Annotated in this window: 22 protein-coding genes and 2 tRNA genes; 6 read left to right on the top strand and 18 right to left on the bottom strand. The window is 64.7% G+C overall.

Annotated features, from left to right (window positions below; genetic code table 11):
* Positions 1-40 precede the first annotated feature (40 nt).
* The 5 genes from mutM to coaD form a co-directional block, all read right to left on the bottom strand.
* Positions 41-1,006, bottom strand: a complete 966-nt coding sequence (mutM, locus tag L0B83_RS09305) for a bifunctional DNA-formamidopyrimidine glycosylase/DNA-(apurinic or apyrimidinic site) lyase (protein WP_234758122.1) — start codon at positions 1,004-1,006, stop codon at positions 41-43.
* A gap of 8 nt (positions 1,007-1,014) precedes the next feature.
* Positions 1,015-1,746 (bottom strand): ribonuclease III, encoded by a 732-nt coding sequence (gene rnc / locus L0B83_RS09300; protein ID WP_234758121.1) that lies wholly within the window; start codon positions 1,744-1,746, stop codon positions 1,015-1,017.
* A 22-nt stretch (positions 1,747-1,768) separates the two neighbouring features.
* Positions 1,769-1,972, bottom strand: a complete 204-nt coding sequence (rpmF, locus tag L0B83_RS09295; protein ID WP_234758120.1) for a 50S ribosomal protein L32 — start codon at positions 1,970-1,972, stop codon at positions 1,769-1,771.
* Between the two features lie 32 nt (positions 1,973-2,004).
* Entirely contained in the window at positions 2,005-2,532 is a 528-nt protein-coding gene (locus L0B83_RS09290; protein ID WP_234758119.1) for a YceD family protein, read from the bottom strand.
* Between the two features lie 131 nt (positions 2,533-2,663).
* The gene (coaD, locus tag L0B83_RS09285; RefSeq protein ID WP_234758118.1) at positions 2,664-3,164 is read right to left on the bottom strand and encodes a pantetheine-phosphate adenylyltransferase; all 501 of its coding nucleotides are present in this window, start codon (positions 3,162-3,164) and stop codon (positions 2,664-2,666) included.
* Positions 3,165-3,270: 106 nt separating this feature from the next.
* On the opposite strand from coaD, the gene L0B83_RS09280 reads away from it, so the two are divergent.
* Together L0B83_RS09280 and L0B83_RS09270 are read left to right on the top strand one after the other, a co-directional pair.
* On the top strand, positions 3,271-4,500 hold the full coding sequence (locus L0B83_RS09280; RefSeq protein ID WP_234758117.1) for an aminotransferase class I/II-fold pyridoxal phosphate-dependent enzyme: 1,230 nt from the start codon (positions 3,271-3,273) through the stop codon (positions 4,498-4,500).
* A complete protein-coding gene (locus tag L0B83_RS09270; protein ID WP_443627139.1) occupies positions 4,497-5,294 on the top strand; it encodes a spermidine synthase in 798 nt (265 codons plus the stop codon). The genes L0B83_RS09280 and L0B83_RS09270 overlap by 4 nt, the downstream gene beginning before the upstream one ends.
* Here the strand turns inward: L0B83_RS09270 and rsmD are convergent.
* The 4 genes from rsmD to thiL are packed head-to-tail and all read right to left on the bottom strand — an operon-like array spanning position 5,291 to position 10,254.
* Positions 5,291-5,857 carry a 16S rRNA (guanine(966)-N(2))-methyltransferase RsmD gene (gene rsmD / locus L0B83_RS09265; protein WP_234758116.1) on the bottom strand — a complete coding sequence of 189 codons (567 nt, stop codon included), beginning with the start codon at positions 5,855-5,857 and terminating at the stop codon, positions 5,291-5,293. The genes L0B83_RS09270 and rsmD overlap by 4 nt on opposite strands.
* A 51-nt stretch (positions 5,858-5,908) precedes the next feature.
* Entirely contained in the window at positions 5,909-8,188 is a 2,280-nt protein-coding gene (locus L0B83_RS09260) for an ATP-dependent DNA helicase RecG (RefSeq protein WP_234758115.1), read from the bottom strand.
* A complete protein-coding gene (locus L0B83_RS09255; RefSeq protein ID WP_234758166.1) occupies positions 8,178-9,218 on the bottom strand; it encodes a DAK2 domain-containing protein in 1,041 nt (346 codons plus the stop codon). Before L0B83_RS09255 ends, L0B83_RS09260 begins: the two co-directional genes overlap by 11 nt.
* Positions 9,219-9,240: 22 nt before the next feature.
* Positions 9,241-10,254 carry a thiamine-phosphate kinase gene (gene thiL, locus L0B83_RS09250; RefSeq protein ID WP_234758114.1) on the bottom strand — a complete coding sequence of 338 codons (1,014 nt, stop codon included), beginning with the start codon at positions 10,252-10,254 and terminating at the stop codon, positions 9,241-9,243.
* Positions 10,255-10,352: 98 nt separating this feature from the next.
* On the opposite strand from thiL, the gene L0B83_RS09245 reads away from it, so the two are divergent.
* Positions 10,353-10,868, top strand: a complete 516-nt coding sequence (locus L0B83_RS09245; RefSeq protein ID WP_234758113.1) for a DUF3515 family protein — start codon at positions 10,353-10,355, stop codon at positions 10,866-10,868.
* Between the two features lie 59 nt (positions 10,869-10,927).
* Here the strand turns inward: L0B83_RS09245 and L0B83_RS09240 are convergent, their stop codons facing one another.
* From L0B83_RS09240 to murA, 4 genes are read right to left on the bottom strand one after another with little or no spacing between them, the layout of a single operon-like run.
* A complete protein-coding gene (locus L0B83_RS09240; RefSeq protein WP_308193973.1) occupies positions 10,928-12,109 on the bottom strand; it encodes a D-alanine--D-alanine ligase family protein in 1,182 nt (393 codons plus the stop codon).
* A gap of 2 nt (positions 12,110-12,111) precedes the next feature.
* A complete protein-coding gene (locus L0B83_RS09235) occupies positions 12,112-13,176 on the bottom strand; it encodes an NAD(P)H-dependent glycerol-3-phosphate dehydrogenase (protein WP_234758112.1) in 1,065 nt (354 codons plus the stop codon).
* On the bottom strand, positions 13,173-13,949 hold the full coding sequence (locus L0B83_RS09230) for a lysophospholipid acyltransferase family protein (protein ID WP_234758111.1): 777 nt from the start codon (positions 13,947-13,949) through the stop codon (positions 13,173-13,175). Before L0B83_RS09230 ends, L0B83_RS09235 begins: the two co-directional genes overlap by 4 nt.
* A gap of 11 nt (positions 13,950-13,960) precedes the next feature.
* Positions 13,961-15,286, bottom strand: a complete 1,326-nt coding sequence (murA, locus tag L0B83_RS09225; RefSeq protein WP_234758110.1) for a UDP-N-acetylglucosamine 1-carboxyvinyltransferase — start codon at positions 15,284-15,286, stop codon at positions 13,961-13,963.
* 304 nt (positions 15,287-15,590) lie between these two features.
* Here murA and L0B83_RS09220 point away from each other — a divergent pair, with 304 nt between their 5' ends.
* Positions 15,591-16,451: a hypothetical protein gene (locus L0B83_RS09220; RefSeq protein WP_234758109.1), complete on the top strand. Its 861-nt coding sequence runs from the start codon at positions 15,591-15,593 to the stop codon at positions 16,449-16,451.
* A gap of 125 nt (positions 16,452-16,576) precedes the next feature.
* Here L0B83_RS09220 and leuD read toward each other — a convergent pair whose 3' ends face one another.
* Positions 16,577-17,179, bottom strand: a complete 603-nt coding sequence (leuD, locus tag L0B83_RS09215) for a 3-isopropylmalate dehydratase small subunit (RefSeq protein ID WP_234758108.1) — start codon at positions 17,177-17,179, stop codon at positions 16,577-16,579.
* Between the two features lie 9 nt (positions 17,180-17,188).
* Positions 17,189-18,643 (bottom strand): 3-isopropylmalate dehydratase large subunit, encoded by a 1,455-nt coding sequence (leuC, locus tag L0B83_RS09210; protein ID WP_234758107.1) that lies wholly within the window; start codon positions 18,641-18,643, stop codon positions 17,189-17,191.
* Between the two features lie 112 nt (positions 18,644-18,755).
* Here leuC and L0B83_RS09205 point away from each other — a divergent pair, with 112 nt between their 5' ends.
* Both L0B83_RS09205 and L0B83_RS09200 read left to right on the top strand, forming a co-directional pair.
* The gene (locus L0B83_RS09205; protein WP_234758106.1) at positions 18,756-19,475 is read left to right on the top strand and encodes an IclR family transcriptional regulator; all 720 of its coding nucleotides are present in this window, start codon (positions 18,756-18,758) and stop codon (positions 19,473-19,475) included.
* 54 nt (positions 19,476-19,529) lie between these two features.
* Positions 19,530-20,093, top strand: a complete 564-nt coding sequence (locus L0B83_RS09200; protein WP_234758105.1) for a DUF1697 domain-containing protein — start codon at positions 19,530-19,532, stop codon at positions 20,091-20,093.
* Positions 20,094-20,257: 164 nt separating this feature from the next.
* On the opposite strand, the gene L0B83_RS09195 is transcribed toward L0B83_RS09200, so the two are convergent.
* The 3 genes from L0B83_RS09195 to L0B83_RS09185 form a co-directional block, all read right to left on the bottom strand.
* Positions 20,258-20,333 (bottom strand) — tRNA-Glu (locus L0B83_RS09195).
* 138 nt (positions 20,334-20,471) lie between these two features.
* Positions 20,472-20,543 (bottom strand) — tRNA-Gln (locus L0B83_RS09190).
* Between the two features lie 168 nt (positions 20,544-20,711).
* Positions 20,712-21,422 carry an HAD family hydrolase gene (locus L0B83_RS09185; protein WP_234758104.1) on the bottom strand — a complete coding sequence of 237 codons (711 nt, stop codon included), beginning with the start codon at positions 21,420-21,422 and terminating at the stop codon, positions 20,712-20,714.
* Positions 21,423-21,426 lie beyond the last annotated feature (4 nt).

Genomic DNA, 21,426 nt, shown 5'->3' with positions numbered 1-21,426 from the left:
GGAAATCCCCGGATTTTCGGGCCAAACGGGCGAACCGGTTCTACCAGCGGCCGTTGCGGGGCTTCGGCTGGCAGACGGGACACGTGTGCGAGGACCGGTTCATGAATTGCTCGCGTCTGATCACACCCGGAAGCCCTACGGCGGAACAGCGCCTGCACGGCTCGCCCGCACGTCCGTAGGCATCAAGGGACCGGGCGAAATATCCGGAAGCTCCGTTGACATTGACGTAAAGCGAATCGAAGCTCGTCCCGCCGGCCGCGAGGGCGTCCCTCATGACTTCCTTCGCGGCGTCGATGAGCCTCACGGCATCGGCCCGCTTGAGGGTGTCCGTCGGTTTGGCATAGTGCAGCCTGGCCCGCCAGAGCGCCTCATCGGCGTAGATGTTGCCTATTCCGGAGATGACTCCCTGGTCCAGGAGGGCACGCTTGAGGCCGGTCTTGCGGGCCCTGACCTTGCGGTAGAAGTCGTCGAAGGAGAAGTGCGGGTCCAGCGGATCCCGGGCAATGTGCGAGGCCTCTTCGGCGATTTCCGGCAGGGGCGTCTCGCCTTGGCCGCCGGGGCCGCGGTCGGAGGTCGGCACAAGGGAGGTGACAAACAATCCTCCGAAGATCCGTTGGTCCACAAACCGCAATTGCGCGGGCATACCGTCGGAGCTGCTGAGGTGGAGACGGACTTTGAGGTGCTTCTCGTCGGGGACCGCGGGATCCTGCATGAGGAGCTGCCCGCTCATGCCAAGGTGCGCCATGAGCGCTACGCGGGGCATCACTTCGCCGCGCGCGGCCTCGCCGAGGGGTTCCTCGCTCCGCAGGGGCATCCACAGGAACTTGCCGCGGCGGACCACATCCAAGACCGTGGAGTTCTCGAGGTTGCCGATGAAGTCTTCGGTGCCCAAAGCGTGGCGGCGGATGGAACGGGGGTCGAGTACCTCCACGGCCGTGATGGTCCGGCCGCGCAGCCAACGGGCCAGGCCGCGGCGGACCACTTCGACTTCGGGCAGTTCAGGCATCTGGAGAGTCAGGCGCTGTGCGCGGCATCAGCCTGCGAGCCGGCTTTGCTGCTCGCCGCGAGCTTGCTGTTCAGGGTGCGCCACGCATCCGCGGCGGCTTCCTGCTCGGCTTCCTTTTTGGAGTGCCCGGTGCCTTTGCCGTAGGCGGTGCCGCCGATCTGGAGCACTGCTTCAAAGCTGCGCGCGTGGTCCGGACCCGAGCCTTCGACTGCATAGTAGATGGATCCCAGCTGGCGGCTCGCGGCAAGCTCCTGCATGCTGGTTTTCCAGTCGGTGCCGGCGCCGAGGGCTGCCGCATCCTTGAGCAAAGGTCCAACGAGGCGCATGACGAGCTGCCGGGCAGTCTCAATGTCGTTGGAAAGATAGGTGGCGCCGATGAGCGCTTCCATGGTGTCGGCAAGAATTGATGACTTGTTCTTACCGTCGGTGAGCCTTTCGCCCTGCCCGAGGTAGATGAATTCGCCGATGCCAAGATCCCGGCCGATACCCGCCAGTGCGCGGGTGCTGACGACGGCGGAGCGTCGCTTAGCCAGTTCGCCTTCCGGGAGTTCCGGGTTGTCGCGGTACAGCGAATCGGTCACGGAAAAGCCAAGGATTGAGTCGCCCAGGAATTCGAGGCGCTCATTGGTGGGAATCCCGCCGTTTTCATACGCGTATGAACGATGTGTCAGAGCAAGACGAAGCGTCTCGGCGTCAATGGAGACACCGAGACGCTTCAGAAGCTCTTCAGTTGAAGACATCCCTGTCAGCCTTGTGGCGGATTTAGGCGTCTGCGACCTTGCGGCCCTTGTATTCAAGGAACAGCGCGGTCCCGGCAGAGTCGGTGACGACCTTTGCCTGGTGCGGCAGGCTGTAAACAACCTGGCCGTTTTCGACGGTCTTGACCAGGTTGGGGGCAGTTGCCTTCCACTGGGCACGGCGGGCGCGTGTATTCGCGCGAGACATTTTCCGCTTGGGAACAGCCACGGCTATCTCATTTCTCTTTTAGTCAACACTTACTAATCAGTTTGCCGGTCGGTCTTAGCCAGTTCGGCTAGGGCAGCCCAGCGAGGATCCAGGACCTCGTGGTGGTGCCCCGGCTCGTCTTCCAGACGCACTCCGCATTCTGAGCAAAGGCCCTGGCAGTCTTCCCGGCACACCGGCTGGAACGGCAGCATGGTTACAACCGCGTCCCGCAACACCGGTTCAAGATCGATTAGATCGTGCTCGACTCGACGTTGCTCTTCATCGTCTTCTTCGTCCGAAAGCTCGACGCCCTCATAGAAGAAAAGTTCTTGCACATTGGCCTCAAGGTCATACGCAAGGGGATCCAGGCATCGTCCGCATTCGCCCTTGACTTCAGCGAACACAGTTCCAGATACCAGAATTCCTTCGTGTACGGCCTCAAGCCTCAGGTCGAGCTCGATATCCGAGCCTTCCTGAACGCCAATGAGCGCCACGCCAAGGTCACTTGGCGCGGGTACATGTTCCGTGAAGGTCCGCGTGCTACCCGGACTACGTCCGAGATCCTTGACGTCAAGCGTCAAAGGCGAACTTGCATCTCGCTTAATGAGAACTCCTGTAGAACATATGACCGACGTACCATCTTAGCCTGAACGCGCCAGCTGACTCAAACCGGCTCAGTTAAGACACGTTCCGCCCGAGGTACCGATCCAGCTTACCCGGTGCGGGGCCGCTCCGCTGCCGACCCGCCAGCGAGAAGCCTCTTGAGCACCGATTTAGGCACGAAATCCGAGACGTCGCCGCCCAGGACGAAGATTTCCTTGATGAGCGTCGAGGACAAATGCAGGTAGTGGGCCTCCGCCGGAAGAAATACGGTCTCGACGCCGGACAACTGGCGGTTCATGGTGGCCATGGGAAGTTCATAGTCAAAATCCGAGGACGAGCGCAAGCCCTTCACGATCGCCGAGATTCCCCGATGCCGGCAGTACTCGGCGAGCAGTCCATCACCCATCGGCTCCACGATGATGCCCCGCAAGGACGCGAGGGTCTCCCTGGCCATATCCATGCGTTCTTCGAGGCTGAATCGGTACTTCTTCGCGTAGTTCGTGGACACCGCCACGACGACTTCATCGAACAAGCCGGCGGCCCGTGCGATGACTTCCAAATGTCCGTTGTGGATGGGGTCGAAGGAGCCAGGGCACACAGCGCGTCTCATGGTTTGAACCTACCCCATCCGGGGCCGCAGGCACTATGGCGATACCATGGCTGGAACGGCGGGCCGGACGAGCCGGAAGCCAGCACCCAGGAAAGGCAGCCCCACAGTGACGAGCCCGGCCTCCCTCAGCCAGAACACGTCCGCCGCACCTTGGCAGCGAGCCGCCAGCGGCGCCAACCTGCTTTCGCCCGACGGCAGCCTCGGGGTGACCATCTTCGAAGAAATGACCACCTTGGCCATGTCCACCGGCGCCATCAACCTGGGCCAAGGATTCCCGGACGAGGACGGCCCCGCGGAAATCAAGGCGGCAGCGCAGGCGGCCATTGCAGCGGGAGCCAACCAGTACGCTCCCGGCAAAGGCATCCCTGAACTGCGCGAGGCCGTCGCAGCACACCAGCAACGCTTCTACGGCCTTACCGTGGATCCGCAGACGGAAGTGATTGTGACCACGGGCGCCACTGAAGCCATCGCCGCCTCATTGCTCGCGTTCGTAGAACCCGGCGATGAGGTGCTGACCTTCGAGCCCTTCTATGACTCTTACGGCGCCATCATCGGACTTGCCGGCGCCACGCACGTGACCGTTCCCCTGCTGGCGCCGGACTTCCTTCCGGATCTGGACGCCATCGAGTCGGCATTCAGTGAGCGGACCAAAGTTGTACTGCTCAACAACCCGCACAACCCCACTGGCGCTGTCTTCCCCCGCGCCGTGCTCGAACGCGTCGTGGAACTCGCCCGCAAATATGATGCAGTGATCCTCAGCGATGAAGTCTACGAGCACCTCACCTTCGGGGTCCGGCATCTTCCGGTCGCCGGTATCCCCGGGGCAGCCGAACGGAGTGTCACGATTTCCTCGGCCGGCAAGACCTTCTCGTTCACGGGCTGGAAGATCGGCTGGCTCAGCGGACCGGCCCACCTTGTGGCGGCGATCCGCACAGTCAAACAATTCCTCAGCTACAGCTCCGGCACACCTTTCCAGACTGCGATCGCAACTGGCCTCGCCCTTCCGGACGAGTTCTTCAGCGGCATCGCGGCCGCCCTCCAGCACAAGCGGGACATCCTGGCCGAGGGGCTGCGGGCCGCCGGCTTTGGCGTCTACACGCCGCAGGGAACGTACTTCATCAACGTGGACACCGCTCCCCTTGGCATCAGCGACTCGGTGGACCTGGCACGAAGGCTTCCGGGGCTCGTAGGAGTGGCCGCCATCCCGGTGCCGGTGTTTTGCCACCCGGAAGGTGCCGAAAGGACGCGAAGCCTTCTCCGGTTCGCGTTCTGCAAGAAAACCGAAGTATTGGAAGAAGCGGCCGCCAGGCTCGCCACCTTGCGGGACAAGCTCTGACCGCGTCAGCCGGGCGGTATCACGAGGGACGGCGCTTCCTGCGGACCACTGGCCAGCATGCAGCAATCGAAGCCGACACGCTGATTGACGGCGCCTACATCCTGCGCATCGGCGACGCCGAGCAATCCCACGTCAATCTCGAGGAACCGCAGGAGATCTTCTACGAGTACCTGCGCAGGATCGGGCACGTCGTGGATTTGGTCGCCCCGGCCGGGAAAGCCATTACCGCGCTTCATCTTGGCGCGGGGGCCTTGACCCTGGCCCGGTATATCCAGGCGACGAGGCCCGGTTCGGAACAGCACGCCGTCGAACTCGAACGTGAATTGCTCGACTTCGTCCTGCAGAAGCTGCCAATGCCGGACGGCACCCGCTTGGAGACCCACATCGGCGACGCGCGCGAAACCCTCGCCGAGCTGCCCGCGGACCTCGAGTTCGACGTCGTGATCCTCGACATTTTCTCCGGTCCCGAGGCTCCGGCGCATATCGCCAGCCAGGAGTTCTACGAGGAGGCTGCGGCGCGGCTCCGGCCAGACGGAGTGCTGATCGTCAACGTCGGCGACGAAGCCGCCCTGACCCTGGTCCGCAGCCAGACCGCGGCGATGCGCCGGGCGATGCCGGACGTTGCCGCCTTCGCCGAAAGCGGCATGTTCGCCGGCCGCTACCCCGGCAACATCATCCTGGTGGGAACGCGCCGGCCATGGCCGGCCGACTGGACGGCCGAACTCCTGGCCCGGGGGCCGCATCCGGCGGCCGTGCTGAGCGGAGTGGATCTGGACCGGTTGTCCGGATCCTAGACGGGTTCGGCGAACCAGAGCTTCGTTTCGCCGTACTTCTTGTCGGCGAACCGTTCCAGGGTCTCCGGCCAGTCCGGTTCCGGGGACCGCGAAGAACGCTCGACGACCACCACCGCGCCTTCGTCGAGGTGGAAGGCGAGCTTGGCGAGGACAGCCTTGAGGGAAGCCTCATCCAAGGGGTATGGCGGATCCAGGAACACCAGGTCCCAGAGCACGTCATCCGCGGCACGTTCCAGGAAGGACTCCACTTTGGAACGGACCACCGAGACGGTCCTTCGCCCCAGCCCTTGGTTGGCCATGTCGGCGTTCCGCTGGCAAACTTCCGAGGCGCGTGCGTCGAACTCCACGAGTTCGGCAGAGCGGGCGCCCCGGCTGGCACTTTCGATGCCGAGCGATCCTGAGCCTGCGTAAAGATCCAAAACGCGGGCGTCGTCGATGGCGTCGAGTGCCTCGAGCCGCGAGAACAACGCTTCCTTGACGCGGTCCGTCGTGGGCCGCGTGGCGTTTCCGGGGACGCTGACCAGCGGGTTGCCACCCACCACGCCGGCTATGATCCGGCTCACCGGCGAACTCCCGGGGCGGCGCACACAGCTGTGCCGTCAGGGATCGATTCCTTAGCCGCGTTCAAGGAACGCCTCCTTCTCGGGGTTCAGATATTCGTCGATCGCGGCAGCCAAGGCCCCTTGGCCCTCCAGCCCGGGATCGCTGGCGACGAGCAACTGGGCATCGTTGCGGGCCCGGGCGATCACGTCCTCATGCTCCAGGACCCGCAACAGCTTAAGCGTGGAGCGCCCACCGGATTGGGAAGCGCCGAGGATATCGCCTTCGCGGCGCAGCTTGAGGTCTTCCTGGGACAGCTCAAAACCGTCGGTGGTGGACGCGACGGCGTCAAGGCGCCTACGGCTCGGATGGCCGGGTTCAAGCGTCGTGACCAGCAGGCAGGTGCCCGGAAGGCCGCCGCGGCCTACCCTCCCGCGCAACTGGTGGAGTTGCGAAATGCCGAAACGGTCAGCATCAAGGATCACCATCAGCGTGGCGTTATGGACGTCCACACCCACCTCAATGACCGTCGTGGAGACCAGCATTTGGGTCTGGTTGGTGGTGAACGAGCCCATGGTTTCGGACTTGAGTGCCGGATCCTGCCGCCCGTGGAGGGGCTCTACCCGGACGCCGCGCAGGGCGGGCTCCTGGCTGAGTGCTTCGACGACGGCGGTCACCGAGGCGAGCTCGCGAGCGGAGCCCTCCTCCGAAAGGTCGGCATCGCTTGGTTCCGCTTCGCCCGGGCTGAAGTCGCCGTCGTCGTCGTCTCCGATCTTGGGACACACGACGTACACCTGGTGGCCGGCATCGATCTCCTCCCGCGAACGTTTCCAGATCCGCGCCGCCCAGCCAGGGTTTTCGGCGAGTCCGACGACGTGCGTGGAGATGGGCGCCCGGCCCGCAGGGAGTTCGTCAAGCACGGACGTCTCGAGGTCGCCGAAGACAGTCATGGCAACAGTGCGCGGAATCGGGGTGGCCGTCATCACCAGCAGGTGGGGCGGCCGGTTGGCCTTGGCACGCAGGGCGTCGCGCTGCTCCACTCCAAAGCGGTGCTGCTCGTCCACCACGATCAGGCCGAGGTCCTGGAATGAGGTTTTGTCGCTGAGCAGCGCATGGGTGCCGATCACAATGCCGGCGTTGCCCGAAGCCGCATCCAGCATGGCCTGTTTGCGGGCAGCAGTTGGCATGGACCCGGTCAGCAAGGCGACCTGGACCGACCCGGGGCCGTTCCCGGCATCGGCGTCCAACAATCCTGCCCCGCCGAGCATCCCGGCACCTCCGAACAAACCGTCGCGGGCCAGCGGGCCCAAGGTCCTCCGGATGGACTCGAAGTGCTGAGCCGCGAGGACCTCGGTGGGGGCAAGCAGCGCGGCTTGGCCGCCGGCATCCACCACTTGCAGCATGGCCCGCAAGGCGACGATCGTTTTTCCGGAACCCACTTCGCCCTGGAGCAAGCGGTTCATCGGCGAGTCCTGTGCCAGCTCGTGGGAAAGTGTCTTTCCGACAGCGGCCTGGCCGGCCGTCAACGTGAAGGGAAGCTGCCGGTCGAAGGCGGCAAGGAGCCCTTCGGGCACGGGCCGGCGAGCGGTGGCCTCCTCGGCAGCCAGCTGGGCCCGCCGCCGCGCCAACGCAGTCTGCAGGACCAGTGCCTCCTGGTAGCGGAAGCGGTCACGGGCGCGCTGCCAGTCCACTGCCGTCTCCGGAGAATGGATCAGCCGGTACGCCTGCCCAACCCCCAGGAATTTCTCCCTGGACGTGATTTCGGCGGGCAGCGGATCCTCGATGCGGTCCACGTCGATGGTGTCCAGCAGCGTGGTGATGACCTTATGGATGGACCAACTGGTGAGTTTCGCCGTGGCCGGGTACACCGGAATGGGCATGGCCGCGAGCTTTTCCGGATCGATGGAACCGGCGACTTCCGGGTCCTCGTCGAGCAGCATGAAGTCCGGATTGGTCATGCCCAAGGATCCGCCGTAGCGGCTGACCTTGCCGGAGAACATCACCCTGCGGCCGGGTTGAAGCTCATTCCGGGCGCGGAAGCCGTTGAAGAAACTGATCTTCAACGTTCCGGGAACCTGCTCGCCGCTGGCCTCGTCCGTGACAACGACGTCGGTCAACGACCCCCGTCTTGCCCGCATTTGCCGGGTTGAATTGGACAACACCCTGGCGATGAGGGTGGCCTCTTCGTCCAGCGGCAATTTGCTGATGGGCGTCAGCTCCCCGCGGCTCAGGTAGCGACGCGGAAAGTAGTTCAGGAGTTCCCCGACAGTGTCCAGGCCAAGGTGCTTCCCGATGACGGACGCCGAGCGTTTGCCGATCCTCCGCTCGAGCGGAAGGTGAAGCTCAGTATTCATGCCCGTGCTGGCCTGCCGGAAGGCCCGGGTCGCGCGGCACCGAGAGCTGGCTGACGGAGATGTCGGTGGGCTCGCCGAGTGACCGGATGACGGCCACTGCGGGTTCGGCATCCGGAACATGGACATGCACGCGCCAGCGGTAGCTCGCCTCTGCGGAGTCTTCGTCGTCGTTGTCCTCGGCGTCAGTCCGTCCCGACGAGCCGGGCCCCTGGCTTGCGCTGCCCACCTGGCTCATGATGACGGAGTCGCCGAGTTCGTCGAGCCGTTGGCGGAGTGTGGCGGCTGCCAGCGGTGAAAGGCTGATGGTGCACATGACCTCGACACCGTCGTCGTCGGGCATTCCGGCATGGATGTGCGGATCCTGCACGTCGTAACCGTGCAGCCCGTCCAGCAGCTCGTGCTGGAGTTCCTCGCCAAGCACAGCCGAACGCAGGCAGTCCAGGATCAGCAACATGCCCACTCCGCCCGCATCCACTACGTGCGCGGCATGCAGCAGCGCGAGTTGGTCCTCCGTTTGCACCACGGCATCCACCGCGGCGTTGACGGCGGCGTCCAAGGCAAGCCCGAGCGCCTGGTTGCTGTCGTCGCCGTTGTGGGCGTTGTCGCATTCCCCTGCTGCCCTGGCGGCGGCTTCGAGGACGGAAAGCATGGTGCCCGGCACCGGCTCGCTCAAGGCAGACCATGCCCTAATCTGGGCCCGGTTCAGGGCGGCGGCGAGCAAGGGAGCGCTGAGGCGGGTGTGGCCCGCCAACGGCTCGGCCATTGCGCACAGAAAGACGGCAAAAAGCGTTCCGGAATTCCCCCGGGCCTGCTCCATGGCCGCCCGTCCGGCCGCGGCCAGGACGGCGCCGACGTCGTTCACCGGTTCGTCGGCTGTGGAACGATCGGCGAGCGATGCCGCGGCGGAGCGGACGGTGAGGTAGAGGTTGGTGCCGGTGTCTCCATCGGCCACCGGGAAGATGTTGATGGCGTTCAGGCGGTCGCTGTGGTTCCCGAGCGTCGTCTCAGCTTTGCCCAGCCACCGCTTCATGGCGTGCGCATTGGCGGCAATCTTAGTCTGCAAAGTGATCCCATCCCACGGTGTCAGCGGGCATCCCCGCTATCCGGACGCCGCTGTGCTGTCCTTCGGCAACGGCCTGGATCGAGCCTATCGCAGTGAAGCCGGAAGGTAACTGAACGCTTGCCGGAAAAGTCGCCAACAGGCCATGGTCCTCTCCGCCGCCCAGCACCCAGTCCATGGGGTCGCGGCCAAGGGGAGACGAGGCAGCTTCCAAGGGGGTGGCGAGGGCCTTGAGGGCGATCGGGTCCAGGTCCACCGCGACGCCGCTGGCTTCGGCGAGGCGGGCGCCGTCGCGCAAGAGCCCGTCGGAAACGTCCATCATGGCTGTTGCTCCTGCCTTGGCGCCCTGCGGCCCCGCGCCGAGGGGTGGCTGCGGCCGACACTGGGTGTCCACGAGTGCGCGCTGGGCGGTGTTCAGCGTGCCGACGGGTATGGTGCTTTCGAGCAGGGCCAGGCCGGCTGCCGCTCGTCCCACAGTTCCGGCAAGGGCCAGGACGTCTCCCGGACAGGCCCCGGAGCGCACCACGGCAGGGAGCCCATGCATTGTTCCGACGACCGCGACGGTCACCGCGATTTCGCGTCCACGGCCCAGGTCTCCCCCGGCAACCGAACAATCGGCAGCCCCCAGGCCGACGATGCCGGCCGACAGGCCGTCCGCAAAGTCCTCAACCCACCGGACCGGAGTACCCGGCGGCATGGTCAAGCTGACCACGAGGGAAACGGCGGTGCCTCCCATCGCGTTGATGTCGCTGAGATTCTGCGCTGCCGACTTCCATCCGACGTCATAGCCAGTAGTCCGGTATCCGTTGTTCCATTCCAGGCGAAAGTCCTGGTCCTGGGTCTGGGTGTCGATGGAAATGAGGGTCCGGCCATCCGGGGCGGCGACGACGGCGGCATCGTCCCCCGGCCCGAGCAGCACGCTGTTGCTGTGGTTCAGGCGCGGAAGGATGCGCCTGAGGAGCTCTCCCTCGGACAGCTCGCCGACGGTCTGTTGTTCTATGGACACAGCTCTACGCTATCGCGAACCACCGACAACACAGGGGCTTGGCCCATGGCCACAGTCACCCGATCTTGGGAACGCCCGCGCCGCGATAGGCTTAATCAATGCAACAAACGAAAGCCGCCGGGTACGTCCGCGCCCTCTGTTCCGTGGCAGCAGCGGCGGCTTCGGTCCTTACCCTCTCAGCCTGCTCCCCCGTCGTCGACGTGAAGCCCGCGGCTGATGCAGCGAACGCCGCCTGTGCTCCCATGATGGTGTCGCTTCCGGACACCATCGGCGACGCCGCCCTGCGGAAGACCAATAGCCAGGCCACGGCGGCCTGGGGAGATCCGGCTGTGTTGATTCTGCGTTGCGGCGTCAACGTGCCCGGCCCCACCACCGATCGTTGCGTCACCGTCAACGACGTCGACTGGGTCATCAAGGAAGGCGACCCGGTATGGACCCTGACCACTTACGGGCGCGAGCCTGCCACCGAAATCCTTATGGACCCGAACAAGATCAGCTCCGCGACGGTCCTTGCCGACCTGGCACCGGCCGCCGCGAAAATCAAGGCTACGCGCAAGTGCATCGGCCAGCCTGAGCTGCTGCAGAACCTGCCCACGAGCACGCCGGGCAAGTAGCAGGGCTCAGCCCTGGCCGTCAGCGGCGGCGGCCCGCGGTCAGCGGCCGCAGCCCGCGGTCAGCGCAGGCCGGTCTTGCGGTTGAGTGCCAGGTAGATGAGTTCGTCGATCAACTCGGCGTAGCCCAGCCCGGAAGCCGCCCACATTTGCGGGTACATGCTCTTCGGGGTGAACCCGGGCATTGTGTTGATCTCGTTGATGATGAGCTCGCCGTCCGGGGTGTAGAAGAAGTCCACGCGGCTGAGGCCTTCAGCCCCGACCGCATCGAACGCGGCGGCCGCGAGCTCACGGACGCGCGCGATCGCTTCGTCGGGGATGTCTGCCGGGCAGCTGAGGGCCGCGGCGCCGTCCTCCACGTATTTGGCGTTGAAGTCGTAGAACTCGTGTTCGCCCGGAGCGACGGCGATTTCGCCCGGCATGGAGGTCCGCGGGGCGGCGGTGCCGCGTCCTTCAAGGACGGCGCACTCGATTTCGCGGCCAACGATGCCGGCCTCGATCACCAGCTTGAGGTCGTGCCGCCGCGCTTCGTCAATGGCGGCGTCCAGGCCATCCATCGAGTCCACCTTGGAAATTCCCATCGAGGAGCCGGCGCGGGCGGGCTTCACGAAGACGGGAAAGCCGAGGCGGTCCACGCGCTTGCGCACCGCTTCGGCGTCGTTGATCCATTCACGGTCCGTGACCGCGACATACGGTCCCACGGTCAGCCCGGCGGCCTCGAAAACTACCTTCATGAAGTGCTTGTCCATGCCGACGGCGGACGCGAGGACTCCTGCTCCCACGTAGCGGGTGTCCGAAAGCTCCAAGAGGCCTTGGATGGTGCCGTCTTCGCCCCACGGGCCGTGCAGCAAGGGAAACACGACGTCCACGGAGCCCAGCTCCTCAGGCACCGCATTCGGTTCCGTCACGATCAATTGGTGTGCTCCGCCGACCTCAGCGAGGGTGACGGTCCTGCCGGAAGGCTCCACCTCGGGCAGGGCCGAGGCGCTCAGCGACCACTGGCTGACGTCGGCGGAGGGGATCACCCACTGGCCGGACTTGGCTATCCCGATGGGGACGACGTCGTACTTGTTTTTGTCGATGGCGCCCATGACGCCGGCCGCCGTCACGCAGCTGACCGCGTGCTCGCTGGATCGGCCGCCAAAGAGCACGGCGACGCGGGGCCGCCGGGGTTCGGCCGGCTCCGAGGATGCGGCAGGGACGGCGGACTCAGCGGTTCCGGCAGGGAGGGATTCTTCGGTCACAGTCAGTAATCGCCTTCGGACTTCAGGGAGCGGGCCAGGAGTTTGGGCCCAAGTTCATCAACGGACAGTTTGCCTTCGAGGACGGCTACTACGGCCGCGGTGATCGGCATGTCGACACCGAGTTTTCCGGCCAGTTCGTAGACAGCGTACCCGGATTTGATGCCTTCCGCCGTCTGGGTCATGCGCTCGGTGACCTGCTCGAGGGTGTGGCCTTCGCCCAGCAAACGGCCGGCCGTGTGGTTCCGCGAGAGCGGCGAGGAACAGGTGGCAACGAGGTCGCCCAGTCCGGCCAGGCCGGCCATGGTGTGCGCCTCGCCGCCAAGGGCAAGAGCCAGCCGCGTAGTCTCCGCGAGGCCGCGCGTGATCACCGAGGCCTTGGTGTTGTCGCCCATCTGCTTGCCTTCGCAAATCCCGACGGCGAGGGCGATCACGTTTTTCACGATTCCACCGATTTCGACGCCCACCACGTCGTTGCTCGTGTACGGGCGGAAGTACGGTGCGGTGCAGTAGAGCGCGAACGATGCAGCTGTCGCTTCGTCGCTGCAGGCCACGACGGACGCCGTCGGTTCCTGTCGCGCGATCTCCATTGCCAGGTTGGGGCCCGAAACGACGGCCACGCGTTCCTGCGGAATGTCGAGTTCCTCGGAAATGACTTGGCTCATGCGCGAATCGGTACCGAGTTCAAGCCCCTTCATGAGGGAAACAACCACCGCGCCGGGGGCCACCAGTGGTTTCCACTTGCGCAGTTGAAGCCGAAGCGACTGCGCCGGCACAGCCAGGATCACCACCCCGGCACCCGCGAGGACCTCGGCCACATCGGTCGAGGCCGTGATGGAGTCGGGCAGCGGAACGTCCTTCAAGTACTGCGCATTGCGGTGCTCCGCGTTGATCTGCGCAACTACTTCTTCCCGGCGCCCCCAAATGCGGATAGCCCGCTCCGCACCGGTCGCGTGTGCGGCATCCGCCAGGACCTTTGCGAATGTAGTGCCCCAGGATCCCGCGCCGAGCACGGCCACAACACCTTTGTCGGCACCTTTGTCGGCGACAAGGTCTTCCCCGGACGTCACTTCGGCCCGTCCGTACCGTTGGTGCCCGGGTTTCCTTCAGTCGCTTGGAAGCGGCCGTGCTTCGCCTGGTTGTGGGCGGCCGGGTCCCACCGTTCCTTGGGCGGTTCTTCCCCGCGCAAGGAAGCAAGGAGATCCGTAATGGCATCCATGATGATGTCCGTGGCCTCAATCAGGGTGGCCCGGTCCAGCGGCCGGCCCTGGAAAGCGCTGAGGTCCACGGGATCGCCTACCAGGATGCGGGAGGTCTTCCGCGGGAACACATGGAAGCGTTTGGCGTAGCGGGGGAACACCTCATGGGCACCCCAATGGGCAATGGGAACCACTGGGGCGCCCGTCTGGATTGCCAGGCGGGCGGCGCCGGTGTGGCCCTTCATCGGCCACAGATCCGGATCGCGCGTCAGGGTACCCTCCGGATAGATGATGATGGCGCCGCCTGCATCCACCACTTCCTGGGCGGCCTGCAGCGAACGGTTCGCACCCGTCGTCGAGCGCTCCACGGGGATCTGCCTCGTGGCGCGCAACAGGGTGCCGAGGACTGGAGCCTTGAAGAGTCCGGCCTTCGCGAGGAAGTGCGGCGGGCGCTTCATGTTGTAGAGCATGTGCCCTACAACGATGGGGTCGATCTCCGTGCAGTGGTTCGGAGCAGCGATGAAGCCGCCTGCGGGGAGCTTTTCGGTCCCCTCCCACTTCTTTGCCATGAGGATGTTCATGATTGGTCGTGCGATTCCCGCAAGAACAGCGAACATGGCTCGGCTCTGGGCCGGTTCCTTCAAGGTATCCCCCGTTACTTGGATTCGGTGAGGTCGAAATCGGCGCCCAGGCCGGCGAGCTTTTCGGTGAATCGCTCGTAGCCGCGGTTGATGATGTCGATCCCGGTCACCCTGGAGGTGCCGGTCGCGGCGAGTGCCGCAATAAGGTGGCTGAATCCGCCACGGAGGTCGGGGATGTCGATGTCTGTGCCCTTGAGCGGAGTGGGTCCCGAGACGACGGCGGAGTGCAGGAAGTTGCGCTGGCCGAAGCGGCACGGCACGCTTCCAAGGCATTCGCGGTGGACCTGGATCGTTGCGCCCATCCGGGTCAGCGCATCGGTGAAGCCGAATCGGTTTTCGTACACGGTTTCGTGGACAATCGACACGCCTTCAGCCTGGGTCAGGGCGACCACCAGGGGCTGCTGCCAGTCGGTCATGAAGCCGGGGTGCACATCCGTCTCAAGGACGAGCGGGGTCAGCTTTCCGCCAGGGTGGTAGAAACGGATGCCGTCCTCGCGGATATCCATTCCGCCGCCCACCTTGCGGTAGGTGTTGAGGAAAGTCATCATGTCCCGCTGGGAAGCGCCCTCCACGAAGATGTCTCCACGGGTCACCAAGGCCGCCGAAGCCCACGATGCCGATTCATTGCGGTCTGCCAGTGCCCGGTGGTCGTAGCCACCCAGGTCCTTGACGCCCTCAATCCTGATGGTGCGGTCCGTCTGGACGCTGATGATGGCGCCCATTTTCTGTAGCACCGCGATGAGGTCGATGACCTCGGGTTCGGTGGCGGCACCGCTGAGTTCGGTGATGCCCTTGGCGCGCGTGGCGCTCAGCAGGACCTGTTCCGTGGCTCCCACCGACGGGTACGGAAGGGAGATCTTGGCGCCGTGGAGGCCCTTGGGAGCGGCGATGTGGATGCCACCCGGGCGCTTTTCAACGACGGCGCCAAACTGGCGGAGCACGTTCAGGTGGTAGTCGATGGGCCGGTCGCCGATCTTGCAGCCGCCCAGATCGGGGATGAATGCTTCGCCGATGGCGTGGATCAACGGACCGCACAGAAGGATCGGAATGCGGGAGTCGCCGGCGTGGGCGTCGATCGCCGTGCTCGAAGCCGTCTTCGCATTCTTGGGGTCCAGAGTGAGATCGCCGGTGACGGGATCCTTCTGCACAGTCACACCGTGGAGCTGCAAGAGGCTGGTGACTACCTCGACGTCCTTGATTTCCGGGACGTTCCGCAGCACCGACGGTTCGTTGCCGAGGAGGGAAGCCACCATGGCCTTGGGAACAAGGTTCTTGGCACCTCTGACGGTGACACGGCCAGTCAAAGGGACGCCGCCGCGGATTGTCAGAACACTACTCATCTATACCGGTTTCCTCACGAGTTGACGCCCCCACACTTACGAAGGCTCCAGCTAAGCATAAAAGCTGACGTTACCGATTCGAAATGGCGGGGCGTGGCGTGGACGGGTTTCGCGGTGCCGGATGTGGCTCGGGCGGGCGCGGGAACGTCGATGTTCGCGGGACTTTTCCACATACGACGACGGCGGGCTGGGGACCGGGCGTGGTGCCCGCAATGCTGGAGCCATGCCACCTTTCCGGCCCGATCCATGGATAACCCCGCATTCCGACCCGAACGACGACCACGGAGGGCGCACGGTTGCAAGAATGGCCCGGCGCAACGAACTGGTACGGATCCGCCGGGGCTTGTACCTTCCGGCCAGCCGCTGGACGGAGTTGGAACCGTGGGAGCAGTTCCGCGTCAAAATCCAGGCCGTGAACGACGCTGCCCGCAAGCCACCGCTCTTCTGCGGCCAATCAGCAGCGTCGGTGTGGGACCTCCCGCTGATCGAGGTGCCCGAGGAAGTCGAGACGCTGGTCATGCCGGGTCCAGGCGGCGGCAGGTCCCGGAATGGCATCAGGCGCCGCCTGGCCGTGCCGGATGAGTGCGACGTTGTGATGCTGCACGGCCTCCGGGTTACCTCCATGGAGCAGACCATCGGGAACCTGGCCGCCATGTTGCCCCTTACTGGATCCTTGCCCGCCGCGGATCGTGCAGCATCATTCTGGAGGCAATCGGGACGGTCGCCGGAAGAATTCGGCGAAAGAGTCCTTTCCCGCCTCCGTGGTCTGAGCAATGTTAAGCAACGGCGAGTGCAGCGGATACTTGCGGCAGCTGATCCCGCGTCCGGTTCGCCAGGAGAATCGCTGAGCCGTGCGGTGATGATACTGGCCGGACTTCCTAAGCCCGAGCTGCAGGCGGCGCATCGCGACGCACAAGGACTGATCGGATATTCGGACTTCTACTGGCGGGACCATGGCGTCGTGGGCGAGTTCGATGGTTGGGCGAAATATAGTCGGGGCGAGTTCCTGGCCGGACGCAGCCCGGAAGACGTGCTGAAGGCCGAAAAGATCCGGGAGGACCGTCTAAGGGCAACGGGACTGACCGTGGTCCGATGGATGTGGCCCGCGGCGAAAGACGGGGCCGAGCTCTTGTCTAAGCTGCGCAACGCGGGGATCACACCATGAACAGAACCCGCCGAAACCGGAAAAGCACATCAAAAGGACCGGCGCACCCGCTCGTTCGGGTGCGCCGGTCCTTACAAGGTGCGCCAGTCTTTAGATGGTGCGATAGCTACTGGGTGCGTTTGGGCTTACTGGGTGCGCGCCGGGAGGGTCTTCGGCTTGAAGGAAGGCCGTGTGGCCTCGTAGGCCGTGATGTCTTCCTCATGCTGGAGGGTCAGTCCGATGTCGTCCAGGCCTTCCAGAAGGCGCCAGCGCGTGTAGTCGTCGATCTCGAAGGGAGCCACGATGTTCCCGCACTCGACGGTTTTGGACACGAGGTCCACCTTGACCTGGGTGCCCGGGTGGTTCTCGAGCTCCTTCCAGATCAGCTCGATGTCGTCCTGTGCCACCTGGGCGGCAAGGAGGCCCTGCTTTCCCGAGTTGCCGCGGAAGATATCCGCGAACCGGGAGGAGAGGACGGCTTTGAAACCGTAGTCCTTCAGCGCCCAGACTGCGTGCTCGCGGGATGAACCTGTACCGAAATCGGGTCCGGCCACGAGCACGGAGCCGGCGTTGAAGGGTTCCTGGTTCAGGATGAAGGCGGGGTCTTTGCGCCAAGCGGAGAACAGGGCGTCCTCAAAACCGGTACGGGTGATCCGCTTCAAGTAGACCGCGGGAATGATCTGGTCCGTGTCCACATTGCTCTGGCGCAGGGGGACACCGATGCCGGTGTGGGTGGTGAACTTTTCCATGGGGCCCTCCTAGGCGGCGTCGGTGGTGGTGGATGCGGAGACAGAGGCGGGTTCCAAGTCCGAGGGCGAGCTCAGCGTTCCCCGTACTGCCGTGGCTGCGGCGACCACCGGCGAAACCAGGTGGGTGCGGCCGCCCTTGCCCTGGCGGCCCTCGAAGTTGCGGTTCGAGGTGGAGGCGCAGCGCTCCCCCGGTTCCAGCTGGTCCGGGTTCATGCCCAGGCACATGGAGCAGCCGGCGAAGCGCCATTCGGCGCCGAATTCCTTGAAGACCTTGTCCAGACCCTCTGCTTCGGCCTCCAGCCGGACGCGCGCCGAGCCGGGAACCACCAGCATCCTGACCTTCGGATCCTTTTCACGTCCGCGGATGACATCGGCGGCCGCACGGAGATCCTCAATTCGCGAGTTGGTGCAGGATCCGAGGAAGACCGTGTCCACCCGGATGTCCTTCATCGGCGTCCCTGCTTCCAGTCCCATGTACTGCAGTGCCCGCTCGGCCGCCAGCTTGGCGTTCTCGTCGGCGAAGTCCTCGGGGAACGGCACCGCCTCGCTGAGCGAAACGCCCTGGCCCGGATTAGTCCCCCACGTCACGAACGGCTCCAAGGTGTCGGCGTCGAGGTCCACCTCGACGTCGAAAGCGGCGTCTTCGTCGGTGTGCAGGGTGTTCCAGTACTCGACGGCGGCGTCCCACTCGGCGCCCTGGGGGGCGTGCGGGCGGCCCAACATGTACGCGTAGGTCGTCTCGTCCGGAGCCACCATGCCCGCCCGGGCGCCGGCCTCGATCGACATGTTGCAGATGGTCATGCGCGCCTCCATCGACAGCGCACGGATCGCCGAGCCGCGGTACTCCAGGACATAGCCCTGCCCGCCGCCGGTGCCGATCTTGGCAATGACAGCGAGGATGATGTCCTTCGCCGAAACCCCCGGGCGCAGGGTGCCTTCAACATTGATGGCCATGGTCTTGAACGGCTTGAGGGACAGCGTCTGGGTGGCCATGACGTGTTCTACCTCGGAAGTGCCGATTCCCATCGCGAGTGCTCCGAAGGCACCGTGGGTGGAGGTGTGGGAGTCTCCGCAGACAACCGTCATGCCGGGCTGGGTGAGGCCCAGCTGCGGGCCGACAACGTGCACAATGCCTTGTTCGGCGTCGCCGAGCGAGTGCAGGCGGACGCCGAACTCCTTGCAGTTGTTGCGCAGGGTCTGGATCTGCGTGCGGCTGGTCAGATCGGCGATCGGTTTGTCGATGTCCAGCGTCGGCGTGTTGTGGTCCTCGGTGGCAATGGTGAGGTCGGGGCGGCGCAACTGGCGGCCCGCCAGGCGAAGGCCCTCGAAGGCCTGCGGCGAGGTCACCTCGTGCACGAGGTGCAGGTCAATGAACAGAAGGTCGGGCTGGGCGTTGGCTCCTTCGCCGTCGCCCTTGCGCACCACGTGCGCGTCCCAGACTTTCTCGGCCAGTGTCTTTCCCACGGCCTGCTCCCTTCACTGCGGTTGGCTTGACTACTTCAACTGAACATCAGCGAGCCGGACTGCGCCAGCGAAACAACTTGCATCTCAGATATTGAGACGGCAATATCATTACATGGACAATTCTAGTGGAGTCGGTGTCATCGATAAAGCGGCCCAAGTGCTCGACGCACTTGAGGCGGGGCCAACCACCTTGGCGCAACTTGTGGCAGCAACAGGGCTGGCCCGCCCCACGGTGCACCGCTTGGCGCTGGCACTGGTCCACCACCGGCTCGTGAGCCGCGACATCCAAGGGCGCTTTGTCCTCGGCAGCCGCCTTGTCGAACTCGCCTCGGCGGCGGGCGAAGACCGGCTCATCGCATCCGCCGGCCCCGTCCTCATCCAGTTGCGCGACGCCACCGGAGAAAGCGCCCAGATTTTCCGGCGCCAGGGCGACTGGCGCGTCTGCGTTGCCTCAGCCGAACGCCCGATCGGCCTGCGTGACACGATCCCCGTGGGCACGCAGCTTTCCATGAAGGCCGGCTCCGCCGCCCAGGTCCTGCTGGCATGGGAAGACCACGACCGCCTCTTGGACGGACTCCAGAATGCCCGGTTCACGCCGACGGTCCTGGCAGGAGTACGACGCCGGGGCTGGGCACAGAGCCTCGGCGAACGCGAGCCCGGCGTCGCCTCGGTCTCCGCACCCGTCCGCGGCCCGTCCGGCCGGGTCATTGCCGCGGTGTCCATCTCGGGCCCGATCGAGCGGCTGACCCGCCAGCCCGGACGCCTGCATGCCGAAGTCGTCTGCAACGCCGCCCGGATACTCACCGAAGCCCTGCGCAAGAACAACGACTGAGCGCGATAACAACCCCTGGCGCCTTCGGCCCTACCGCCGTTGTAGGGTGGGCGCATGGAGAGCTTTGCCGTGTTCCTGCGCGGGATCAACGTGGGCGGGATCAACATCAAGATGGCGGACCTCAAGGCAGCCCTCAAGGCGTACCCGTTCACCGACGTCAAGACCTTGCTGGCCAGCGGCAACGTGGTGCTCCGGAGCGCGCTCGACGCCGCGGGAGTCAAGGAACAGTTCGAAAAGTGCCTGCGGGAAGCATTCGGCTATGACGCCTGGGTGGTGGTCCTGACCGCCGAAAGGATAGCCCAACTGGTGGATGCCTGCCCCTATCCCGCCGACGATAAAGCCACGCACAGCTACGTCACCCTCACCTCGGACAAGGCCATGCTGGACGAGTTGTTCGACGCCGGCGCCGCCCTCGGCACCCCTGGTGATGGCGGCGTCGAGCAAGTCCGGCTAGGTCCTGAGGCGTCGGCGTGGCTTGCCCCGGCGGGAGGAACGTTGGACAGCCCCTTCAGCAAGCTCTCCTCGAAGGCCCGCTACAAGGCGAGTACCACCACACGGAACCTCCGGACGCTGATCAAGGTCAGGGACGCCGCAGAAGCTCTCCGGAAGACCAGCTAGCCCGCCGCACGATTCTCCCCACCTTTGCCGAGGAAAGGGCCCGGCGACACTGCGTGTTGCCCCATTCCAGGGCTTTTGTGCGCCAAACCCGGGGAGAAAGCTACGGCGCCCCGATATCGCGAAACAAAAAATCCCCCGGAACCTGTTGGTTCCGGGGGATTCATTGGTGACCCCAGCGGGATTCGAACCCGCGTTACCGCCGTGAGAGGGCGGCGTACTAGGCCGCTATACGATGGGGCCTTGCACTTTGCTGCTGCTTTTTGAATACCGATTCCGGCATTCAAGCTGAATGAGTATTTCACACAATCAGCATTGTTTCAAATCGGCAAGCCGTTTTGAAACTCCAAATTCCCGCATAAATCCGCGGATTATTTAGAGCTGGGATACCAGGACTCGAACCTAGAATGACGGTACCAGAAACCGTAGTGTTGCCAATTACACCATATCCCATTGGCGCTTTTAGGCCGGATTCGCTGGCCTAAACCTGCGCTCCGTGCCCCTCAGCACGAGTAATTACTTTACCCGAGACTTCCGATGCGCACAAATCGAACGCACCCGCCGCGTGCCCGCCCGATCCGCACCTGACCGCGGCCGTGTGGGCGTTCAGCCGGAGGAGCCTCAGGCGAGCAGCCGGGTCAGGGAATCTATTTCGCGCCCGGAAAAATCGGGGGCCAGCTCGCCGGTACGGTTCAGCCAGATGCCCTGCAACCCGGCCGCGTTCGCGCCGTCGGCGTCAAGAAGGCGGTTGTCTCCGACAAAGAGGGTCTCCGAGGGAGTGGAGCCCAAGCGCCGGACCCCTTCCAGGTAAATGGCAGGGTCCGGCTTGGGCACACCGACGGTGTCCGTTCCCACCAGGACGGAGACCCGTGCGAGTCCGGCGCTGTCGAGCTTGACCCGCTGGTAATCGTGGACATTGTTGCTCACGGCACCATAGGGGATGCCTGCAGCGTCCAAGGCGTCGAGGACCGGCACGACATCACTGAAGGCCCTGACATAACTCGGCTGCAGCCGCGAGTAATCATTGAGCCAGGTGTGGGAGTCCTCTCCCCCGAGTTCCACGCCGAAATGCCCCAGCGCAGCGCGGCCACGCAGGAGTCGCTGCTCGTTGAACGTCAATTCGCCGGCGAGGTACCGGTCATAGAAATGCGTGGTTTCATGCGTGAAGATCCGTCCGAACTTCTCCCACCCGGCCTGGTCCAGGCCGGGCAGGAGGTGTTCGCTCACATCACGCAAGGCCGTGGTCATCGCGTATTCAAGGTCAACCAGGGTGTCGTCGATGTCGAAGAGAACACCCCGGACCGTGCCGAATGACTCGTGCAGTACGCTCATCGCG

The sequence above is a fragment of the Arthrobacter alkaliphilus genome, from assembly GCF_021483235.1.
Classification (GTDB): Bacteria; Actinomycetota; Actinomycetes; order Actinomycetales; family Micrococcaceae; genus Arthrobacter; species Arthrobacter alkaliphilus.
Note: the sequence above shows the minus strand (reverse complement) of the source record. Positions and strands in the feature narration are given on the sequence as shown.